The sequence below is a fragment of the Massilia hydrophila genome (assembly GCF_020208145.1).
GTDB classification, from domain to species: domain Bacteria; phylum Pseudomonadota; class Gammaproteobacteria; order Burkholderiales; family Burkholderiaceae_D; genus Telluria; species Telluria hydrophila.
On the sequence record NZ_JAHYBX010000001.1, the window covers coordinates 682,959 to 699,925 of the forward strand.

19 protein-coding genes are annotated in these 16,967 nt (G+C 70.6%); 5 read left to right on the plus strand and 14 right to left on the minus strand.

Annotation, left to right across the window (positions count from 1 at the left end; translation table 11 throughout):
• The first annotated feature begins 33 nt into the window (after positions 1-33).
• Both LE190_RS03065 and rnk read left to right on the plus strand, forming a co-directional pair.
• Positions 34-978 carry a hypothetical protein gene (locus tag LE190_RS03065; RefSeq protein ID WP_225237328.1) on the plus strand — a complete coding sequence of 315 codons (945 nt, stop codon included), beginning with the start codon at positions 34-36 and terminating at the stop codon, positions 976-978.
• Between the two features lie 353 nt (positions 979-1,331).
• Positions 1,332-1,739, plus strand: coding sequence for a nucleoside diphosphate kinase regulator (rnk, locus tag LE190_RS03070; protein ID WP_224942687.1), 408 nt, complete (start codon positions 1,332-1,334; stop codon positions 1,737-1,739).
• Here the strand turns inward: rnk and LE190_RS03075 are convergent.
• From LE190_RS03075 to LE190_RS03090, 4 genes are all read right to left on the minus strand, one after another.
• Complete coding sequence (locus LE190_RS03075; protein WP_225237329.1) at positions 1,684-2,532, minus strand: phosphatase PAP2 family protein; 849 nt, start codon at positions 2,530-2,532, stop codon at positions 1,684-1,686. The two genes, rnk and LE190_RS03075, sit on opposite strands and share 56 nt — an antisense overlap.
• Positions 2,513-4,150 carry a phosphoethanolamine--lipid A transferase gene (locus LE190_RS03080; RefSeq protein ID WP_225237330.1) on the minus strand — a complete coding sequence of 546 codons (1,638 nt, stop codon included), beginning with the start codon at positions 4,148-4,150 and terminating at the stop codon, positions 2,513-2,515. The genes LE190_RS03075 and LE190_RS03080 overlap by 20 nt, the downstream gene beginning before the upstream one ends.
• Positions 4,151-4,216: 66 nt before the next feature.
• Complete coding sequence (locus tag LE190_RS03085; protein ID WP_225237331.1) at positions 4,217-5,479, minus strand: sensor histidine kinase; 1,263 nt, start codon at positions 5,477-5,479, stop codon at positions 4,217-4,219.
• Complete coding sequence (locus tag LE190_RS03090; protein WP_225237332.1) at positions 5,466-6,182, minus strand: response regulator transcription factor; 717 nt, start codon at positions 6,180-6,182, stop codon at positions 5,466-5,468. The genes LE190_RS03085 and LE190_RS03090 overlap by 14 nt, the downstream gene beginning before the upstream one ends.
• A 140-nt stretch (positions 6,183-6,322) precedes the next feature.
• Between LE190_RS03090 and LE190_RS03095 the strand changes: the two genes are divergently transcribed.
• Both LE190_RS03095 and gluQRS read left to right on the plus strand, forming a co-directional pair.
• Positions 6,323-6,811: a nuclear transport factor 2 family protein gene (locus LE190_RS03095; protein ID WP_225237333.1), complete on the plus strand. Its 489-nt coding sequence runs from the start codon at positions 6,323-6,325 to the stop codon at positions 6,809-6,811.
• 51 nt (positions 6,812-6,862) lie between these two features.
• The gene (gene gluQRS / locus LE190_RS03100) at positions 6,863-7,783 is read left to right on the plus strand and encodes a tRNA glutamyl-Q(34) synthetase GluQRS (protein WP_225238043.1); all 921 of its coding nucleotides are present in this window, start codon (positions 6,863-6,865) and stop codon (positions 7,781-7,783) included.
• Between the two features lie 32 nt (positions 7,784-7,815).
• Here gluQRS and LE190_RS03105 read toward each other — a convergent pair whose 3' ends face one another.
• The 5 genes from LE190_RS03105 to LE190_RS21995 form a co-directional block, all read right to left on the minus strand.
• Positions 7,816-8,280, minus strand: a complete 465-nt coding sequence (locus tag LE190_RS03105; protein WP_225237334.1) for a DUF421 domain-containing protein — start codon at positions 8,278-8,280, stop codon at positions 7,816-7,818.
• Positions 8,281-8,357: 77 nt separating this feature from the next.
• Positions 8,358-8,546 (minus strand): oxidoreductase-like domain-containing protein, encoded by a 189-nt coding sequence (locus LE190_RS03110; RefSeq protein WP_439847457.1) that lies wholly within the window; start codon positions 8,544-8,546, stop codon positions 8,358-8,360.
• Between the two features lie 77 nt (positions 8,547-8,623).
• Positions 8,624-9,145 (minus strand): hypothetical protein, encoded by a 522-nt coding sequence (locus LE190_RS03115; RefSeq protein WP_225237336.1) that lies wholly within the window; start codon positions 9,143-9,145, stop codon positions 8,624-8,626.
• 88 nt (positions 9,146-9,233) lie between these two features.
• Positions 9,234-9,908 carry a response regulator gene (locus LE190_RS03120; protein WP_225237337.1) on the minus strand — a complete coding sequence of 225 codons (675 nt, stop codon included), beginning with the start codon at positions 9,906-9,908 and terminating at the stop codon, positions 9,234-9,236.
• Entirely contained in the window at positions 9,905-11,608 is a 1,704-nt protein-coding gene (locus LE190_RS21995) for an ATP-binding protein (RefSeq protein WP_225237338.1), read from the minus strand. Before LE190_RS21995 ends, LE190_RS03120 begins: the two co-directional genes overlap by 4 nt.
• Before the next feature lie 269 nt (positions 11,609-11,877).
• Here LE190_RS21995 and LE190_RS03130 point away from each other — a divergent pair, with 269 nt between their 5' ends.
• Entirely contained in the window at positions 11,878-12,315 is a 438-nt protein-coding gene (locus LE190_RS03130) for a KGG domain-containing protein (RefSeq protein WP_225237339.1), read from the plus strand.
• A 59-nt stretch (positions 12,316-12,374) separates the two neighbouring features.
• Here LE190_RS03130 and LE190_RS03135 read toward each other — a convergent pair whose 3' ends face one another.
• The 5 genes from LE190_RS03135 to LE190_RS03155 are packed head-to-tail and all read right to left on the minus strand — an operon-like array spanning position 12,375 to position 16,803.
• Positions 12,375-13,733, minus strand: coding sequence for a sulfite reductase subunit alpha (locus LE190_RS03135; protein WP_225237340.1), 1,359 nt, complete (start codon positions 13,731-13,733; stop codon positions 12,375-12,377).
• Positions 13,730-14,734 (minus strand): FAD:protein FMN transferase, encoded by a 1,005-nt coding sequence (locus LE190_RS03140; RefSeq protein ID WP_225237341.1) that lies wholly within the window; start codon positions 14,732-14,734, stop codon positions 13,730-13,732. The genes LE190_RS03135 and LE190_RS03140 overlap by 4 nt, the downstream gene beginning before the upstream one ends.
• 8 nt (positions 14,735-14,742) lie before the next feature.
• Positions 14,743-15,558 carry a DUF4198 domain-containing protein gene (locus LE190_RS03145; RefSeq protein WP_225237342.1) on the minus strand — a complete coding sequence of 272 codons (816 nt, stop codon included), beginning with the start codon at positions 15,556-15,558 and terminating at the stop codon, positions 14,743-14,745.
• Positions 15,559-15,578: 20 nt separating this feature from the next.
• A complete protein-coding gene (locus LE190_RS03150; RefSeq protein WP_225237343.1) occupies positions 15,579-16,082 on the minus strand; it encodes a DUF2271 domain-containing protein in 504 nt (167 codons plus the stop codon).
• A gap of 46 nt (positions 16,083-16,128) precedes the next feature.
• A complete protein-coding gene (locus LE190_RS03155; RefSeq protein WP_225237344.1) occupies positions 16,129-16,803 on the minus strand; it encodes a PepSY-associated TM helix domain-containing protein in 675 nt (224 codons plus the stop codon).
• Between the last annotated feature and the right edge of the window lie 164 nt (positions 16,804-16,967).

Below are 16,967 nucleotides of genomic sequence, written 5' to 3' on the forward strand. Positions count from 1 at the left end.
CCTCGCCTGCTTCGATCCCGCGCATTTCGCAGCATGAAGCAGTCCGCCACCCTCATCGCTCCCGCACCGGCACAGCGCCGCCTCGACTGGCTGCAGGTGGCCGCCGGCTTCGCGCTGCTGTCCTGCATCGTGATGGTGTGGCGCTGGGGCGGCACGGTGGCCGATTCGCAGGCCTACTACGACACCGCGCGCTGGCTGCGCGGCGAGCTCCCGGCCAGCAGCCTGGAGGCGCCTTTCCCGTACCGGCTCCTGGTGCCGGCCCTGGCGGCGGCGCTGCCCGGCGAACTGCGCAACGGTTTCGCCATGCTCAACTGGCTGCTGGTGACGCTGGCGGCCTGCCTGGCGTCGGCCGCCGTGCTGCGCGCCGGCCTCGGACCGCGCCGGGCGGTGGCGGCCGGGCTGCTGCTGATCGTCTCGCTGCCGACCTTCTGGTATGCGCCCTACCTGGTGGTCGATCCTGGTTCGGTCTGCGCGCGCGCCGCCTTCGTGCTCGGAGTGGTGAGCGGCCAGCCCTGGCTGGCCGCCGCGGCCGGCCTGGCCGGCACCGCCGTGCGCGAAGAGAACATCCTGCTGCTGGTGTGGCTGGTCGCGATGCGCCGCATCGCCATCCTGCCCGGCCTGGCCGTGCTGGCCGCGGCGCTCGCATGGATCGTCGCGGTGCGCTGGTGGCTGGTCACCGGGCTGCCGGCCTATCGCTGGACGCCCGGCTGGCGCCAGGTACTGCGCGCGCTGGGCGACTGGCGCTCGCTGGCGTCGATCGCCGGCAGCGCCGTGCTGGTGGCGCCGCTCGCGCTGCTGGGCTGGCGCGCCGCGCCGCCTGTCGTGCGGCCGCTGGCGGGGCTGCTGGCCCTGATGGCGCTGCCGCCGCTGTACGCGGCCCTGTGCGTGCGCGTCGATGGCCGCGCGGTGTGGGGCCTGTATCCGTTCCTGCTGCCCTTTGCCGCCTGCGCCGGGCTCGAACGGACGGCGCGCCGTTGACGGATTCGCTGGAAAGGCTATACTGGCCTGACAGTCCCGCCATTTCACCCAGACGCTCCCAGACCGGTCCACCCATGCATTCACCACGCTTTCCATCGCCGCACTCGGGCGCCTGCCGCCAGGGCAGGGGCTTTGCCGCGTCCGTGGAGCGTGATTGCGCGGCCGTGTCGCGAGCGGTGCAGCAGTCTTCGCGCAACCTCGCCTGGCTCGTCCGGGCTCGGTGAGGACCGTCCGCACGCGTTTTTCCGTCCTCCCGAGCGCCCCGCATCTTCGACTATCGCGCCAGCCGGCTTCCTTCAGCGCCGGTACGCCATCCGCCCGCCATGGCGCGGGCACACTATCAGGAGTAGACAATGAAACCGACCATCCTCGTGTCCTGGCTGGACATGGACCGCCTCGACCGCATGCTTGATGCCGTGCCGGCCTCGCAAGTCGCCGCGCGCGACGCCCTGCTCGAAGAACTGGGCCGCGCCACCCTGGCCGAACCCCAGGACATCCCGCCCGACGTGGTCACCATGAACTCGCGCGTGCGTTTTTCCTTCGACGACGCGGAGGAAGAGGTGACGATGACGCTCACCTATCCGAAGGACATGGCCGGCCAGCCCGACCAGCTGTCGATCCTGACGCCGGTCGGCACCGCATTGCTCGGCTTGAAGGTGGGCGACACCATCCGCTGGGAGCGGCCGGACGGCGCCATGTTCGCACTCACCGTGCGCGGCATCGAATACCAGCCTGAAAGCGACGGGAAATACCACCGCTAGCGGGGCGCGCTTCGCCTCCCTGCAGCAGCGCGACCAGGGCGGCCACGATGGCGCAGGCGATCCAGGCCGACCACAGCGTATGGCTCAGGAAGTGCGCTCCGCGCATCTGCTGCATCCAGCCCAGCGCCAGCCCCGGCAGCAGGCACAGGCCGAGGGCGCGCAGCGCCCGGCGTGGCGGACCGGGCAGCCATAACACCACCAGCGATACCAGCCACAGCGCGCTCGAGGCGTGGCCGGCCGGCAGGCAATGGCCGGGCAGGACGCCGGGCGGCAAGGACGCGAACAGGCGTAGATGGGGCGCGGCGCCGCCGTAGCGCGCCAGGTCCCAGGGACAGTAGGCGTTGCTGGTCTGCTTGAGCAGGCTGGTGACGAGCGGCACCAGCACGGCCGCCCAGGCAATCACGCGCAGCCGCAGCCGCGCGTAGTGCCGGTCGAGCGGCGCCTGCGGCCAGAGCGCGTCGGCCAGCGCGGCGCCGATGAACAGGACCGCCAGCGCCGTCAGCACGGCCTTGAGGAAGGTATGGCCGAAGCTTAGCGTCAGCCAGGCCTCGCGCCACGGAAAGGAGGCGCTGGCGCGGTCGTACAGGAGGTCGGCCAGCAGCAGGTCGGCATCCGTCCAGTATCCGAGCGCGAGGATGCCCAGCGCGGCCAGCGCCAGCGCTGCGGCGCTCCAGCCGCAGGCCGCGGCGCCAAGCAGCCGCCGCGGGACCGCCTCGCGCTCCGGGTGGACGCCGGCCGGGGCATCCGCTTCAGCCTGGGCCGCAGGCAGGGAATCAGTTGCGAACGCAGGCATGGAACAGGTCGAGGCGGGGATTCAGGACGGCGGTCTCGATGTTCAGCATGCCGAGCACCGAGTGGAACACATTGTCGTGCGAAAGCGTCTGGTCGCGCCGCGCCTGCAGGCAGGCACGGTCGATGCGGAAGCGCTGGCTGAAGCCGTCCGACATCCAGAGCATCATCGGCACATGGGTCTGCTCGTCGGGCGCGAACAGGTAGGGCGCGCCGTGCAGGTACAGGTTGCCTTCGCCGAGCGATTCGCCGTGGTCCGAGAAGTACAGCAGCGAGGTGTCGAGGTCGCTGTCGCGCGCTGCCTCGCGCAGCATGTCGATGGTGCGCGCCAGGAAGGTGTCGGTGTAGAGAATCGTGTTGTCGTAGGCGTTGACGATCGAGGCACGCGTGCAGCGCTCGAATTCGCTGGTCTCGCACACCGGCCCGAAGCGGCCGAAGCCTGCCGGATAGCGCTTCGCATATTCCGGACCGTGGCTGCCCTTCTGGTGCAGGACGACGACCAGGTCCTTGCCCGGACGCCGGATCAGTTCCGGCAGGCCGTCGAGCAGGACTTCGTCATGGCATTCGTCGCTGCTGCAATGCGGCTTGCCGGGCGCCGGCGCCGACAGGTCGGCGAATTCCACGCGCGCGCAGACGCCCTTGCAGCCGGAATTGTTATCGCGCCAGAGCACGCGCAAGCCCGCGTGCGCGAGCACGTCGAGCAGGCCTTCCTGGTTGCCGGCGCTACTGTCGTCGTAGTGCTCGCGGGCAAGGGCGGAGAACACGCAGGGCACCGACACCGCGGTGGCGGTGCCGCAGGAGCGGACCCGGGTGAAGTTGATCAATCCCGGTTCGCGCGCCAGCAGCGGATTGGTCGGACGCGCATAGCCGTCCAGCGAGAAGTTGGCGGCGCGCGCGGTCTCGCCGACCACGATCACGGTCACCGTGCGGCGCGCCTGGCCGGCCCAGCGGCTGCCCTTGACGGCGTCGCGGCCGATCGGGGTCAAGGGCGTCGGCTTGCTCCAGCGCTGGCGCAGGTAGCCGTTCAGCGCCTGCACCACGTTGGTGGGCGTGAGCAGGTAGCGCAGTTCGCGATGCTCGCGCACGGCCGGCGCCAGGGTCTTGAACAGCAGCACCAGCAGGATGACGGCCGCGGCCAGCGCGCCGGCGGCGATGCCAACCCGCTGCGCCAGACCGCGCGCCCCTGTTGGAAACCGGACCTGCACCCGCGCCACCAGCAGCGAAGGCAGGCCGGCGGTCAGCGCGACGAAGGCGGCCAGGCGCCAGTTCAGCAGCTCGCCCGCTTCGCGCAGGTCGGTCTCGACCACGTTCTGGATCATTGTCCGGTCGATCAGGATGCCGTATTCGTTGATAAACCACGCCGAGGCGGAGGCGATCAGGAGGAAGGCGATCAGCGCCGGCTTGGCGACGAAGCGGAAGCTGAACGGGGTCAGGAGCGCGTGGAACAGCAGCAGCACGATGGCGAAACTGCCGGCTAGCAGTGGCAGGTGGGCCAGCGAAACGCCGCCGACGGCGTGGATGAAGGCCGACCAGAAGTTGATGTTGGCGGCGCTGGCCAGTAGCAGGGAAACGGCAAAGACCAGCAGGTTGGCGCTGATGCGCGGGGAGGAGAGCTTGTGCACTTCGGTATCGTTTCAGGGCGTGCAGCCGGAATGGCGGCAGTCCTGGCAAGGATACGCAGCGCGGCGTCAGCGCCCCGTCAGCGGGACGTTAGGCTGGCGTGAACCCGGGTCCGACGTGAAGCCGATGGTGAAGCGGCTGCCACCCTCGGCCCGGGCTTCGTAGGCGAAACCGGCTCCGAGGAAGTCGCAGATGCGGCGCGCCAGCGCCAGCCCGAGGCCGGTGCCGCCGGACCCGCTGGACGGCACGCCGCCGCCGCTGCCCAGGGTGGCGACCACGGCGGGCGGCAGGCCGGGCCCGGTGTCTTCGACGACGACCCGGCCGGGCAGCACCCGCAGCACGACTTCGCCGGCGTCGGTGTACTGGCAGGCATTGCGCACCAGGTTGCCGATCGCGGCCGCGCACAGCTCGCGCGGCGCGCGCACCGCCAGCGCCGCGCTCTCGTCGAAGCGCAGCGCGACCGGCTTGCCTGCCAACAGCGAACGGTACTTGTCCGCTTCGTCGCGCGCGACCTTGGCCAGGTCGACCGGGGCCTGGCTCCCCAGTTCGGGGGCGCGCGCCAGCAACAGCAGCACGGTGACGCATTCCGCCGCTTCGCGGGCGGCGCGGTAGATGCGCTCGGCCGGGGCGCGCAGTGCGGGCGGGGCGTCCTGCAGCAGGATCTCGGCGGCGCCCATGATGACGGTCAGCGGGCTGCGCAGCTCGTGGCTGACATCGCCGGTGAAGTAGCGTTCGCGGTCGAGGAAGGCGCGCAGCTCCGCGGTGTGGGCCTGCAGCGCGCGGGCCAGCACCCCCAGTTCGTCCTTGCGCCCGGTCAGGGTTGGCGGGACGCTGTCCTGGCCGACCGCCTGCGCCAGTTCGCGGATCGGCGTCACCACGCGCGTGCCCAGGAAGCCGCCCAGCAGCGTGGCCAGCAGCATGAAGCCGACGAACACGGCGGCGAACATCGAGTACACCACCAGCTCGATCTTGTCATAGTCGCTTTCATGGTCGACCAGCACCCAGCCGCCCTGCGCGTCGTGCCCGGCCAGCACGTGCAGGCGGGTGGGACCGACGTCCACCTTGTGCACGCCGTCGGCCAGGCCGCGCAGCGGGGCGGGAATCGCCGCGCCGCGCTGGAAGCGCAAGCCGGCAGGCATGTCCACGTCCAGGCCGGCGGTGTGGCGCGGCGCGGCCCAGGCCACGGCGGCCTCGAGCCGCTTGTCGACCAGCTGCACCTCGATGCCTTCCACGGCGACTGCGGCGATTGCGGCGAACAGGGCGGACGCGCCCAGTCCGAACAGGACAAAGGCGACCACGATGCGCCGCTTCAGCGAGTCAGCGCGGCGCATCGCGCTCGGACGGGCGAGGGTCCGGTTCCGGCTGCACCAGGCGGTAGCCGACGCCGGCGACGGTCTGCAGCATCGGTGTGGCGAAGGGCTTGTCGAGCGCCTGGCGCAAGGCGTGGATGTGAGTGCGCAGGGCGTCGCTGTCGGGACGGTCGTCGCCCCACACGGCCTGCTCGAGCGTCTCGCGGCTGACGATGCGCGGCGCCGCCGCCAGCAGGCAGCGCAGCAGCGTATAGCCGGTGCGGGTGAGCTGCACCGGCACGCCGGCGCGGCTGGCTTCCTGCATCCCGGGGTCGTAGCGCAGTTCGCCGAAGCGCAGGGTAGCGTGCAGCGCGTGGGCCGAAGCCGCGCGCCGCACCAGCGCCTTGAGGCGCACTTCGAGTTCGACCAGCGAGAAGGGCTTGACCAGGTAGTCGTCGGCGCCGCTGTCGAAGCCGGCCACCTTGTCGCTCAGGCTGTCGCGGGCGGTGAGCATCAGCACCGGCGTTGGCTTGCCGAGTTCGGTGCGCAGCTTGTGGCACAGTTCCAGCCCGTTCAGGCCGGGCAGCATGACGTCGAGCACGATCACATCGTAGTCGTGCTCGGACGCCAGCGCCAGTCCGCCGTAGCCGTTGCGGGCCGAATCGAGCTGGTGGCCGCGCGGTTCCAGGAAACCGTAGAGGTTGGCGAGGATGTCAGGGTGGTCTTCGACGATCAGGATGCGCATCCGCCTATTCTAGTGCACAGCTGCCGTGTTCAGCCATCCATCGGTACGGCGGCGTTGGCAAACGGACAGGCTTGCATTATCGTAGGCAGGTTTTCACGCGCTTCGCCTCGAAGCCTTCCCGACCGCTACCGAAAGCCGCCATGCCACGACTCCTTGCCGCCGCCATCCTTTGCCTGGGTTTCCTGGGCGTGCTCAACACCGCCCGGGCCGCCCCGGCCGATCCCGCCCTGGCCAGCCAGGTGAACGCCTTCGTCGACGCATGGCACGACGACGCCGCCCACGCGCGCATGGCGTATTTCGACAAGATCGCCCCGGACGGCGTCTACATCGGCACCGACCGCACTGAACTGTGGCAGCGCGACGCGTTCAAGGCCTGGGCCAGGAAGTACTTCGAACGCAAGTCGGCCTGGAACTTCAAGGCGACCCGCCGCAACGTCTACGCCTCGGCGGACAAGTCGCTGATCTGGTTCGACGAACTGCTCGACACCCCGAACATGGGCCCCTGCATGGCCAGCGGCGTGATCCGCAAGACGGCCACCGGCTTCGAGATCGTGCACTACCAGCTGTCGATGGCGGTACCGAACGAGTTGGCGGGGCAGGTGACGAAGCTGATCGCCACCGGAAAATAAGGCGGCCCGTCCGCCACGCACCGTACGCGCTGCGGGTATCATCCACCCATGATGCACCTGAATCCTCCCTACGTCGGCCGGTTCGCGCCATCCCCGACCGGCCCGCTGCACGCCGGTTCGCTGGTCGCGGCCCTGGCCAGCTATCTCGACGCCCGGGCGCACCATGGCCGCTGGCTGGTGCGCATCGAAGACATCGACGAGGGCCGCAGCGTGCCCGGCGCGGCCGAGGCCATCCTGGCCCTGCTCGAACGGCTGGGCATGCGGGCCGACGGCGAGGTCGTGTGGCAAAGCCGGCGCAAGCACCTGTACCAGGCGGCGGCCGAGCGCATCGCCCACCACACCTATCCGTGCGGCTGCAACCGGCGCGAGATCGCCGATTCGCGCCTCGGTTTCGCTCCCGACGGCGCGGCCATCTATCCAGGTACCTGCCGCCATGGGTTGCCGCAAGGACGCGCCATGCGCAGCCTGCGCCTGCGGGTGCCGGAGCCGGGGTATGACGTGGTCGGCTTCAGCGACCGCTTCGCGGGCGACGTGAGCCAGCGCCTGGCGGCCGAGTCGGGCGACTTCGTGCTGAAGCGTGCCGACGGCTTCTGGGCCTACCAGCTGGCGGTGGTGGTGGACGATGCGGAACAAGGCGTCACCGACGTGGTACGCGGTGCCGACCTGCTCGACTCGACGCCACGCCAGATCTTCCTGCAGCGCGTGCTCGGGGTGCCGACCCCGCGCTACCTGCATGTGCCGGTGGTGCGCAATGCCGATGGCGAAAAGCTTTCCAAGCAGACCGGCGCGCTGGCGCTGACCCCGGGCGACGAGGCAGGAGCGGTGGAAGCGCTGCTGCAGGCCGCGCGTTTCCTGCAACTGGAGCTGGAGTTGGGACCAGGCCAGCCGGCATCGCTGGCGGCGTTCTGGGATGCGGCGCTGCCGGCCTGGCGCCGCTTGCTGGCGTCGCGGCCGGGTGCGGCACTGGCCTGAGGACGCGACGCGATCCGCCCGCGGCCCTTGCCTTATTGCGGGTTGCGCATGATGGTGATCTGGCCGTCCGCTTCCAGGAAGGCGCACTTCATTTCCGGGCGCGGGCAGTCGTGCTCGCGCAAGGCTTCCTCGAGGTCGGACTCGGACAGGCGGCAGCGCCGTACGATCTTCTCGAAGAACACGCCGTCGCGCCCGATCAGCACGGCGCTGCCATCGACGAACTTCTCGAAGCGCGCGCTGCGCGAACTGGCCAGGGCCACCAGGGAATTGATGGCCACCAGGGTGGCCGCGGCGATCAGGCCGCCGACGAGGGAGTCGTCGCCGCCGTTCAGCGAGTTCGAGACCGCCTCGGACAGCAGCATCACGACCAGCAGGTCGAAGGGCGTGAACTGGCCCACGGTGCGGTGCCCGGACAGGCGCACCATGACCAGCAGCAGCAGGTAGACGGCCAGGCCGCGGACGATAAATTCCCACCAGGGCAAATCCATGTCGAACATATCCACTCCGTGAATGACACCGACCGGACTATTGTAATCAAATCGTCAACATCCTGGTTTCAAGCGTGCGCCCGGGCTCATCCGGACGGAGGAGGCAGGCAGGGCGGGGAGCCAGGCGGCTGCGCGGCTTCCCAGGCGGCCAGCGCCTCCTGGTAGCGCGCCAGCGATTCTTCGTAGAGGTCGAACACGCAGGGCACGCAGCCGCTGCGGCAGCAATCCTCGAGCTCCGGCGCAAGGGGCGGGACAGGGCGGGCGGACGCAGGCACGGGGACGTCGGGCGTGTTCATGGAACGAGAATAAATGATCCAGGCCCCTGCGTCGAGCCGCGCCCCGCTGCCCCTCGCTAGCCGCGCCGGTAGGTGTGCAGCTGGAATACCGGCCTGCCCCCTGCGCGGCCGCATACACCGTCCATGGTTTCGTCCTTGCCCAGGACGTGGGTGAGCCGGCTGCCCTCGGGCTTGCCGGCGCAGGCCGCGTGGGCCGCCTCGGGTACTTCCGGCAGCGGTGGCGGGGCGGGCGGTGCCGGTGGCATGGCGGGCAGCGCAGGGATGGCAGGCATCGGGGGGAGCGCGGGTAATGCGGGCGGCGCGGGCAGTGCGGGCAGGGCCGGTGCATGCCGTGCGCGCCGTCCCGCCGGCGCTGCCGGCGGGGCCGGAGGCGCCGGGATCGCGGACGGTTCGGGCGGTGCCGGCGGAGGTGGCGGAGCTGGCGGGGCCGGCGGCGACGGGCAGTTCCCGTTCACGGTCGCGGTGCAGGTGACGTGGACGAACACGCCGGCGTGGGCGCCGGGCGTGCTCCCTCCCAGCAGGACCAGGGTGGCCAGGATGGCCAGGACGGGCTTGCGTGAGGTGTGGTTGCGGTGCATGGTGGTCTCCTTGGCTGCGGCCCGCGCCGGTGGCGGGCCATGGATGCATCATGCCCCCCAAATGTGGAGAAAACGTGGAGCGGCGCCGCTACAGGTCGTAGCGGTAGCCGAGGCCATAGATCGAGCGGATCGCGTCCAGCCCGGGCGCGGCGGCATCGATCTTGCGCCGTAGATTCTTGACGTGGCTGTCGATGGCGCGATCGGTCGCATCCAGGCTGTCGGCGCGCGCGCAGTCGAGTAGCTGGGCGCGCGAAAAGACCTGGCCCGGACGGCGCGCCAGCGCGGCCAGGATCGCGAACTCGCTCGGCGTCAGGTCGAGCGGCTGGCCATGCACCAGGACCCGGCGCGCCGCCTCGTCGACCAGCAGGACAGCAGCAGGGGCAGGGGCGGACGCCGTACCCCCGGCGCGGCGCAGGATGGCCTTGATACGGGCCATCAGCTCGCGCGGGCTGAACGGCTTGCACAGGTAGTCGTCGGCGCCGGCCTCGAGCCCGAGCAGGCGGTCGATTTCCTCCACGCGCGCGGTCACCATGATGACCGGCAGCGCACTGCGCGCGCGCAGCGCGCGGCACAGGGCCAGGCCGTCCATGCCGGGCAGCATCAGGTCGAGCACGACCAGCGCGGGCGGCTCGTCCCGGATCGCCGCCAGCGCCGCGCGGCCGTCGCCGATCACGCGCGCCGTGTAGCCGGCCGCGCGCGCATAGTCGGCCACCAGCGCGGCCAGTTCCGCTTCGTCCTCGACGATCAGGATGGTCTGGCTCATGCGCGCCGGCCTTCTTCCGCGGCCAGCGGCAGCGCGAGGGTCGCGCGCAGGCCGCCCAGGGTCGAGTGGGCGAAGTCGAGCCGCCCGCCTTGCGCCTCGAGCAGGCGGCGGCACAGCGCCAGGCCGAGCCCGGCACCGCCGTGGGCGCGGCCGCGCGAGGCGTCGACCCGGTAGAAGCGTTCGCCCAGGCGCGCCAGCGCTTCATCGGGCACGCCGGGCGCACTGTCTTCGAGCACCAGGTGCAGATGTGCGGATCCGGCCTGGGCCTGCAGGCGCAGGCGTCCGCCCGGCGCCGTATAGCGCAGGCTGTTCTCGAACAGGTTGTCGAGCACCTGGCGCAGACGGTCGGGGTCGGCCAGCACCGGGCCGGCAACGGGCGGCGCACCCAGCTCCAGCGCCAGCCCGGCGGCCTGCAGGCGCGCGGCGAAGCCCTGCGCGTGGGCGGTGGCGAAACGCCACAGGTCGAGCGCAACCGGCTTGCAGTCGAGGGCGCCGACGTCGGCGCGCGCCAGCGCATACAGTTCGTCGATCAGCTTGTTCAGGCTCAGTACCTGGCGCAGCATCGCCGCCAGCGTGTCCGGGGTAGCGCTGCGCACGCCATCCTGCAGCGCTTCGAGCTGGGCGCGCAGCACGGCCAGCGGGGTGCGCAGCTCGTGCGAGGTGTCGGCCACCCACTGGCGGCGCGCGCCCTCGGCGCTGCCGAGCTGTTCGGCGAGCGCGTTGAAGTGACGGGCCAGCTCGCCCAACTCGTCGCTGCGGGTATCGGCCAGCCGCACCGTGAAGTCGCCCTGCGCCAGGGCGCCGGCACCCGCGGCGAGGCGCGCGATCGGCTGGCGGAAGTGGCGCGCCAGCAGCACCGCCGCCAGTGCGCTCAGGGTCACCGCCACGGCCACGATCAGGGCCAGGCTGCTGCGCAGCTGCTCGAGGAAGGCGAGCGCCATGGCGTCGCTCGGCCGCGGGCTGCGGGCCACGCCCAGGTAGCCCAGCGTGCGCCCATCGAGCACGATGGGGCGGCGCGCCAGCGGCAAGACACCCTCCGGCGGCAGCGCGCGGCCCGCGAGGTAGGCGCCCCCGGCATCGAGCAAGGTGACGCGCTGCGCGAGCGAAGCGCCGGCAGGGTCGGCAGCGTCGGCCGGGACGGATGGCGGCGCTGGAGCGAAGGGCAGGGGCGGCAGGAGCGCCGGGGGCGCGGGTGGGGCTGGCGGTACGGAGGGCGCGGGAGGCGCCGGCGGAGCAGGTGGCGCGAGCGACAGGGCATGGCGGATGTCCGGCTGCCCCGCCCCGCGCTCCCCGCGCTCGGCATGGTCCGCGCTCGCGCTGGCCGGCGTGGGCAGCTGCGGCGCCGCGGCGGCGGCCGGCGCCTGCGGGGCGGCGGTTACGGGAGTCACGGGAGGCACGGGAGGCACGGCAGGCGGGGCGGGCACACGGCGCTGGCGGGCCTCGTGCAGGCGCGCTAGTTCGGCCGCGACCCAGCCGCGCCTGGCATCGGCCGCGGGCAGGAAGGTCCAGCCGCCCGCATCGCGGTAACGCGCGGCCAGGGCGCCCGACAATTCGTCGAGACGGTCGAGTTCGATGCCAACCGCATAGTCGCCAAAACTCGCCAGCACGTTCTGGCGCAGCAGGTAAACGGCGCTGGCGGCTACCGCGAGGATGGCGAGCAGGACCGACAGGAAGAGGCGATGGCCAATGGAGAATTTCACAATAGGAGGTCAGTCCGGGACTACATGGTGCAAATCAATTTGTTCTAAGTATTGCTTTCCAGCGCCGCATCTGTTCTACCACGGCAGCAAATCATAAAAATTTTGCACGAATAATTACTTCCTGAATGCCAGCAAATTCACTGAAGGTGGCAAGGTATTGTCCTACAAATCGCTTGCCGAAAGTCCGTGGTGTGCTATGGAGGCCTTGGTTAGGATGACCCTGTCTCAGCCACTTCGGCTGGTCATTCAACAATGAACAGGAGGCAACTATGGCATCGAACAAGCAAACCGGCAACCAGGGCGGCAACCAGGGCGGCAACCAGTCCAACAAGCAGTCCGGCAACCAGGGCGGCAGCAAGCAGAGCGGCGACACCAGCAACCGCGGTTTCGCTTCGATGGATCCGCAGCGTCAGCGTGAGATCGCTTCCGAAGGCGGCCGTGCCGCGCACGCCTCGGGCAATGCGCACGAGTTCGACTCGGAAGAAGCGCGCCGTGCCGGCTCGATGAGCCACGGCGGCGGCGGTGGCGGCAGCCAGCAGAGCGGCGGCCAAGGTGGCCAGGGTGGCCAGGGTGGCCAGGGTGGGCAGGGCGGCCAGCGTGGCCAGGGTCAGGGCGGCAACCAGGCAAGTAGCGGCGGCACCCGCGGCGGCACGCCTGAGCAGCATGCGCGTGCCGGCTCGCAGAGCCACAAGAACGACAAGGGCTGAGGCCCGGTGCGGGGCGTGGGCGCGCTTGCTGGCTGCGCGCGCCACGCCCCTTGGCAAGCTCAATATACGTCGCGGCGGTAGCGGCCTTCGGCGCTGAGCGCGTCGAGGCCGCCGGCGCCGAGGATCTCCAGCAGCGCCTCGTGCACGCCGCCTGCCATCCCTTGCAGGCTGCCGCAGACGTAGATCGCGGCGCCATTTTCTACCCAGCGGCGCAGTTCCTGCGCCTGTTCGCGCAGCCTGTGTTGCACGTACGGGGCCGGTCCGCCATCGCGCGAGAAGGCCAGGTCCAGGCGCGCCAGTGCGCCCGCCGCCAGCCAGCCCTGCAGCTCCTCGCGGCACACGAAGTCGTGGGCCGCGTTGCGCTCGCCGAACAGCAGCCAGTTATCGCCCTTGCCCTGATCGATGCGGGCCTTGAGCAGCGCGCGCAGGCCGGCCAGGCCGCTGCCGTTGCCGATCGCGACCAGCGGCCGCGCGGCATTGCCATTCAGGCGGAAACGCGCGTGCGCGCGGACCCGTAATGAAATCCTGTCTTCCGGCGTGGCGCCCTGGCATAGCCAGCCCGAGGCCGCGCCGGGACTGCCATCAGGGCGCCGCTGCAGGCGCACCAGCAGTTCCAGCCGGCCCTCGGACGGCAGCGAAGCGATCGAGTATTCGCGCGGGTGGTCCGGGTCCGCCGGCACGCTCACCTGGGCCAGGTCGCCCGCTTCCCAGTGCGGCAGCGCGCCTGCGCGCGGTGCCAGCGCGATGCGCAGCAGCGGTGCGCCGGCGCTGCCGGGATTGAGCACGGTGCGTTCCAGGATGCGCCAGTCGCCATAGGCCGGTGCTTCCCAGTCGGGCGCGTCGCTGGTGCCGGCCAGGCGTCCGAGGTGCTGCTGCCACGCCGTGAGCGCGGCCGGGTCGCCGCGGTCGACGTCGATGCGCTCGAACAGGGGCGTGGCGCCGCGCGCCGCCAGCCAGCCGTCGAGGGCGCGTCCGAAGCCGCAATAATGCGTGTAGCTGCTGTCGCCCAGCGCCAGTACCGCATAGTGCAGGTGCGCCAGGTCGGGTGCGCCGGCCATGGTGGCGCCGGCGAAGCGCGCGGCGCTGTCCGGCGCATCGCCTTCGCCATAGGTGCTGGCGATGAACAGCACGCGCGTCGCGCGCGCCAGCATGTTGTCCGCCAGGTCCGACATGCAGACCGCGCGCGCCGGCAGGCCGCCGGTGCGCAGGGTGGCGGCGCTCTGGCCGGCCAGGTACTCGGCGCTGCCGGTCTGGCTGGCATAGACCACCAGCCAGTCGGCCTCGCCCGACCCGGGCTGCGGCTTCGGGCGCGGCGCACGGGCGCGCCAGATCGCCAGGCACATGGCCAGGTAGCCGCCGCACAGGGCCAGCGCGCTGCCCCAGCGCAGCGGGTCGGTGCTGAATGCCGCCAGCATCATTGCAGCAGGGCGCGCCAGGCGGCCGAGCGGTGTTCCACCAGGGCGCTGCCGCTGCCGCGCACCAGGTAGCGCGCCGCGATCCCGCGCGCGTCGGCAAAGGCGATGCCGGCGCCGGGACCCATCACCGTCAGCGCGGTGGACAGGGCGTCCGCCGCCATGCAGCGGTCGGCGACCACCGTGCAGGACGCGACCCCGTTGTCCAGGGGGCGGCCGCTGCGCGGGTCAAGCGTGTGCGCCAGGCGTCGGCCGTCGTGGGTGAAATGGTTACGGTAGTCGCCCGAGGTGGCGATCGCCAGGCCGTGCAGGGCCACCACGGCCTGCGGCGCGGCGCCATCCGGCACGCCCTCGATCTCGACCCACCACGGTTCGCCGTCCGGCTTCATGCCGGCGCCGCGCAGTTCGCCGCCGACTTCGAGCAGGTAGTGACGCACGCCGTGCCGTTCCAGGCACAGGGCGAGGCGGTCCACGCCATAGCCCTTGGCGATCGCGGACAGGTCGAGCTGCACGCCGCCCGGCTGCAGCAGGCGGCGCCCGGCACGCTCCAGGCGCGGCGTATTGCCGGCGCGGCGCGCCAGGGCGGCGGCCAGGTCCCGCTCCTGCGGCGGCTGGAAGTCCGGGGCGTCGTGGCGCCCGTGCGGGCCGAAGCCCCACATCGCCACCAGGGCGCCGGCGGCCGGATCGTAGGCGCCGTCGGTGTCGGCATGCACCTGCAGGGCCAGTTCCATCACTTCGTGGAACTGCGGCGGCAGCGGGTGCCAGCTGCCGCCAGGCGCGCGGTTGTAGCGCGAGAGCAGGGAATCGGTTTCCCAGTGGCTCATCTGCTCGACGATCTCGTCCAGTTCGCACTGCAGCGCGGCGGCCAGGTCCGCCTGCTGGCCGGGCGGGACCAGCATGCTAGCCGACCAGCCCGTCCCCATGGACCGGCCCGCGGCCTGGCGCAACGTGCTGCCCGCTGGCGGCAGGGCCAGGTCGATCGCGTGGGGAACCAGGACGGCGCGCATCGCTCCCCTTATTCCGGCAGGATCTCGAAGGTGGCGGAATAGGCGTAGCGGCGCGAGCCCGGCTCGCCCGGTCCCTTGCCCTGGTCCACTGGATACTTGGCGCTCAGCCAATAGCGGTTCGGCGCCGGCAGGGTGAAGCTGGCTTCGCCCTTGGCATCGGTGCTGAGGCGGATCTCGTTGATCGTGCCGCGGTACTTGACCCCGGCCGGCACCATGCTGAAGGGGAAGTTGGCGAGCGGCTTACCGTCCAGCTGGAAGCGGAACTTCGCCGGCTCGCCCGCGCGCAGGTCGTTCGGGTGGGTGACCGGCACCAGCTCCAGGCCCTGGCCGCTCGGCTTCAATGCGCCGTTCGACAGCTTGTTGGCGGAGACGAAAGTCTCCATGCGGGTGTGGGTCGTGGATTGCTGGATGTCGGTGGCCCCGGCCGGGATCTCCTTGGCCACGCTCTGTTCGGTGCCACGGAAGCGTTTGGTCTCGCCGCCGACCTTGTAGCTGCCCATGACGTTGTTCGACACCATCGCGATGCGATAGGTGCCGTCCTGCGGCAGGCGCAGGTCGAGGGTGCTGCGCAGCTTGCCGAGCACGGCGCCCTGGGCCAGGGCGGTGATGCCATCCGGGCCGGTGACGGTCACGCCGTCCATGCGCAGCGGCACGTGGTCGAACTCGAACAGGCCTTCCGAGACGGCGCCGTCGATGGTGACCCAGGCTTCTTCCTTCTCGACGAAGGAGGTGGAGGGCAGCATCCAGCCGCGGTGGGCGCTGGCGGCGAAGGACAGGCTGGCCAGGGCCAGCAGCAGGACGGACTTCTTGGCGAGGTGCTTCATCGTGGGGTCTCCGGACGGTGTTATTGGATGGCGATCGCGACGGCGCCGAGTTCTTCCTTGCCGCTGGCGCTGGCCGCCAGCTTGCCCTTGGCGGGCAGGGTGAAGGGCACGCGCACCAGTTCGCGTCCGCCAGCTTCGCGCGCCGCTTCCACCACCAGCTTGTAGTCGCCGGCCGGGAGCTTATCGGTGGCGCCCGCGAACTTCATGCTGTGGCTGCCGGCCGCCCTGGTGGCGCCGCTCACGCCATCGATCGGCAGCGTGAGGTCGCGCCCCGCCTTGCGCCACCAGGTGCGCAGGTCCTTGACCCATTTTTCGCCCGCGTTGTCCTTCTTCTTGACGTCGTACAGCAGCGCCAGGTTGGAGGCGATGGCGCCGTCGCCCTTCTCGATCCAGATCGCGACGTAGGGCTTGTGGTATTCAGCCACCTGCAACTGGGGCAGTTCGAACTTCACGGACAGGTCGGCAGCCACGGCCCAGCTTGATACGAAGGGCAGGGTCAGTGCGAGCGAGTGGGACAGTTTCATGAGCTTGCCTTATAGGGATGAGGTAACGAGAAGATCAGCTTGTCAATCAATGGACGAACAGCAGGGCGATCACGGCCGGCAGCACGATGCCGAAGCCGATCACCGGCCAGGTCGAAGGCCGGTTGGCCGCGTGGTATTTCAGGATCAGGAAGCCGGTGACGCAGAACACCACGCAGGCGATGGCGAAGATGTCGATGAACCAGCTCCAGACGGTGCCCGTGTTGCGGCCCTTGTGCATGTCGTTGAGCCAGGAGATCCAGCCGCGGCTGGTTGCCTCGTATTCGGCGCCGCCATCGACGGCGATGCGCAGCCAGGCGTCGCCGCCCGGGCGCGGCAGGGCGACGTAGGCGTCTTCCTCGCTCCATTCGGCGCGCTTGCCGCGCACGTCGAGCGGGAAGCTGGCGTTGGCCCAGTCCGCGATCTCGCTCGGCAGCGGCACCTGGGCATCGACATGCTGCGCCGCGAATGCTTCCAGCTGGGCGCGCAGCGGTTCCGGCAGCGTGCGTTTCAGGCGCGTGACTTCGGGCTTGGCCTCGATCTGGGCCGCGTGGTTGAGGGTGAAACCGGTAAAGCTGAACAGGAGCATGGCCATCAGGCAGATCGCCGAGCTGATCCAGTGCCACTGGTGCAGCTGCTTGAGATAGACGGCGCGCCGCGCGCCGGGCAGGGCGGGCGCTGCTGGCGAGGAAGTGGCTGACGTGGATGGTCCGGTTGAGCTCATCGTCAAATGATAACGATTATCATTTACGTGGTCAACCGCCTGCGTGCACCTTTACAAATAGAAATAATAAAAACTGGCGGCAGTGACTGTCCGGCGCGAAAGCTTGCGTTACAATGTTGCGGGCCGTGCCAGGCCGCCTGGACGCGTCCTGGCCCGGCCAGCCA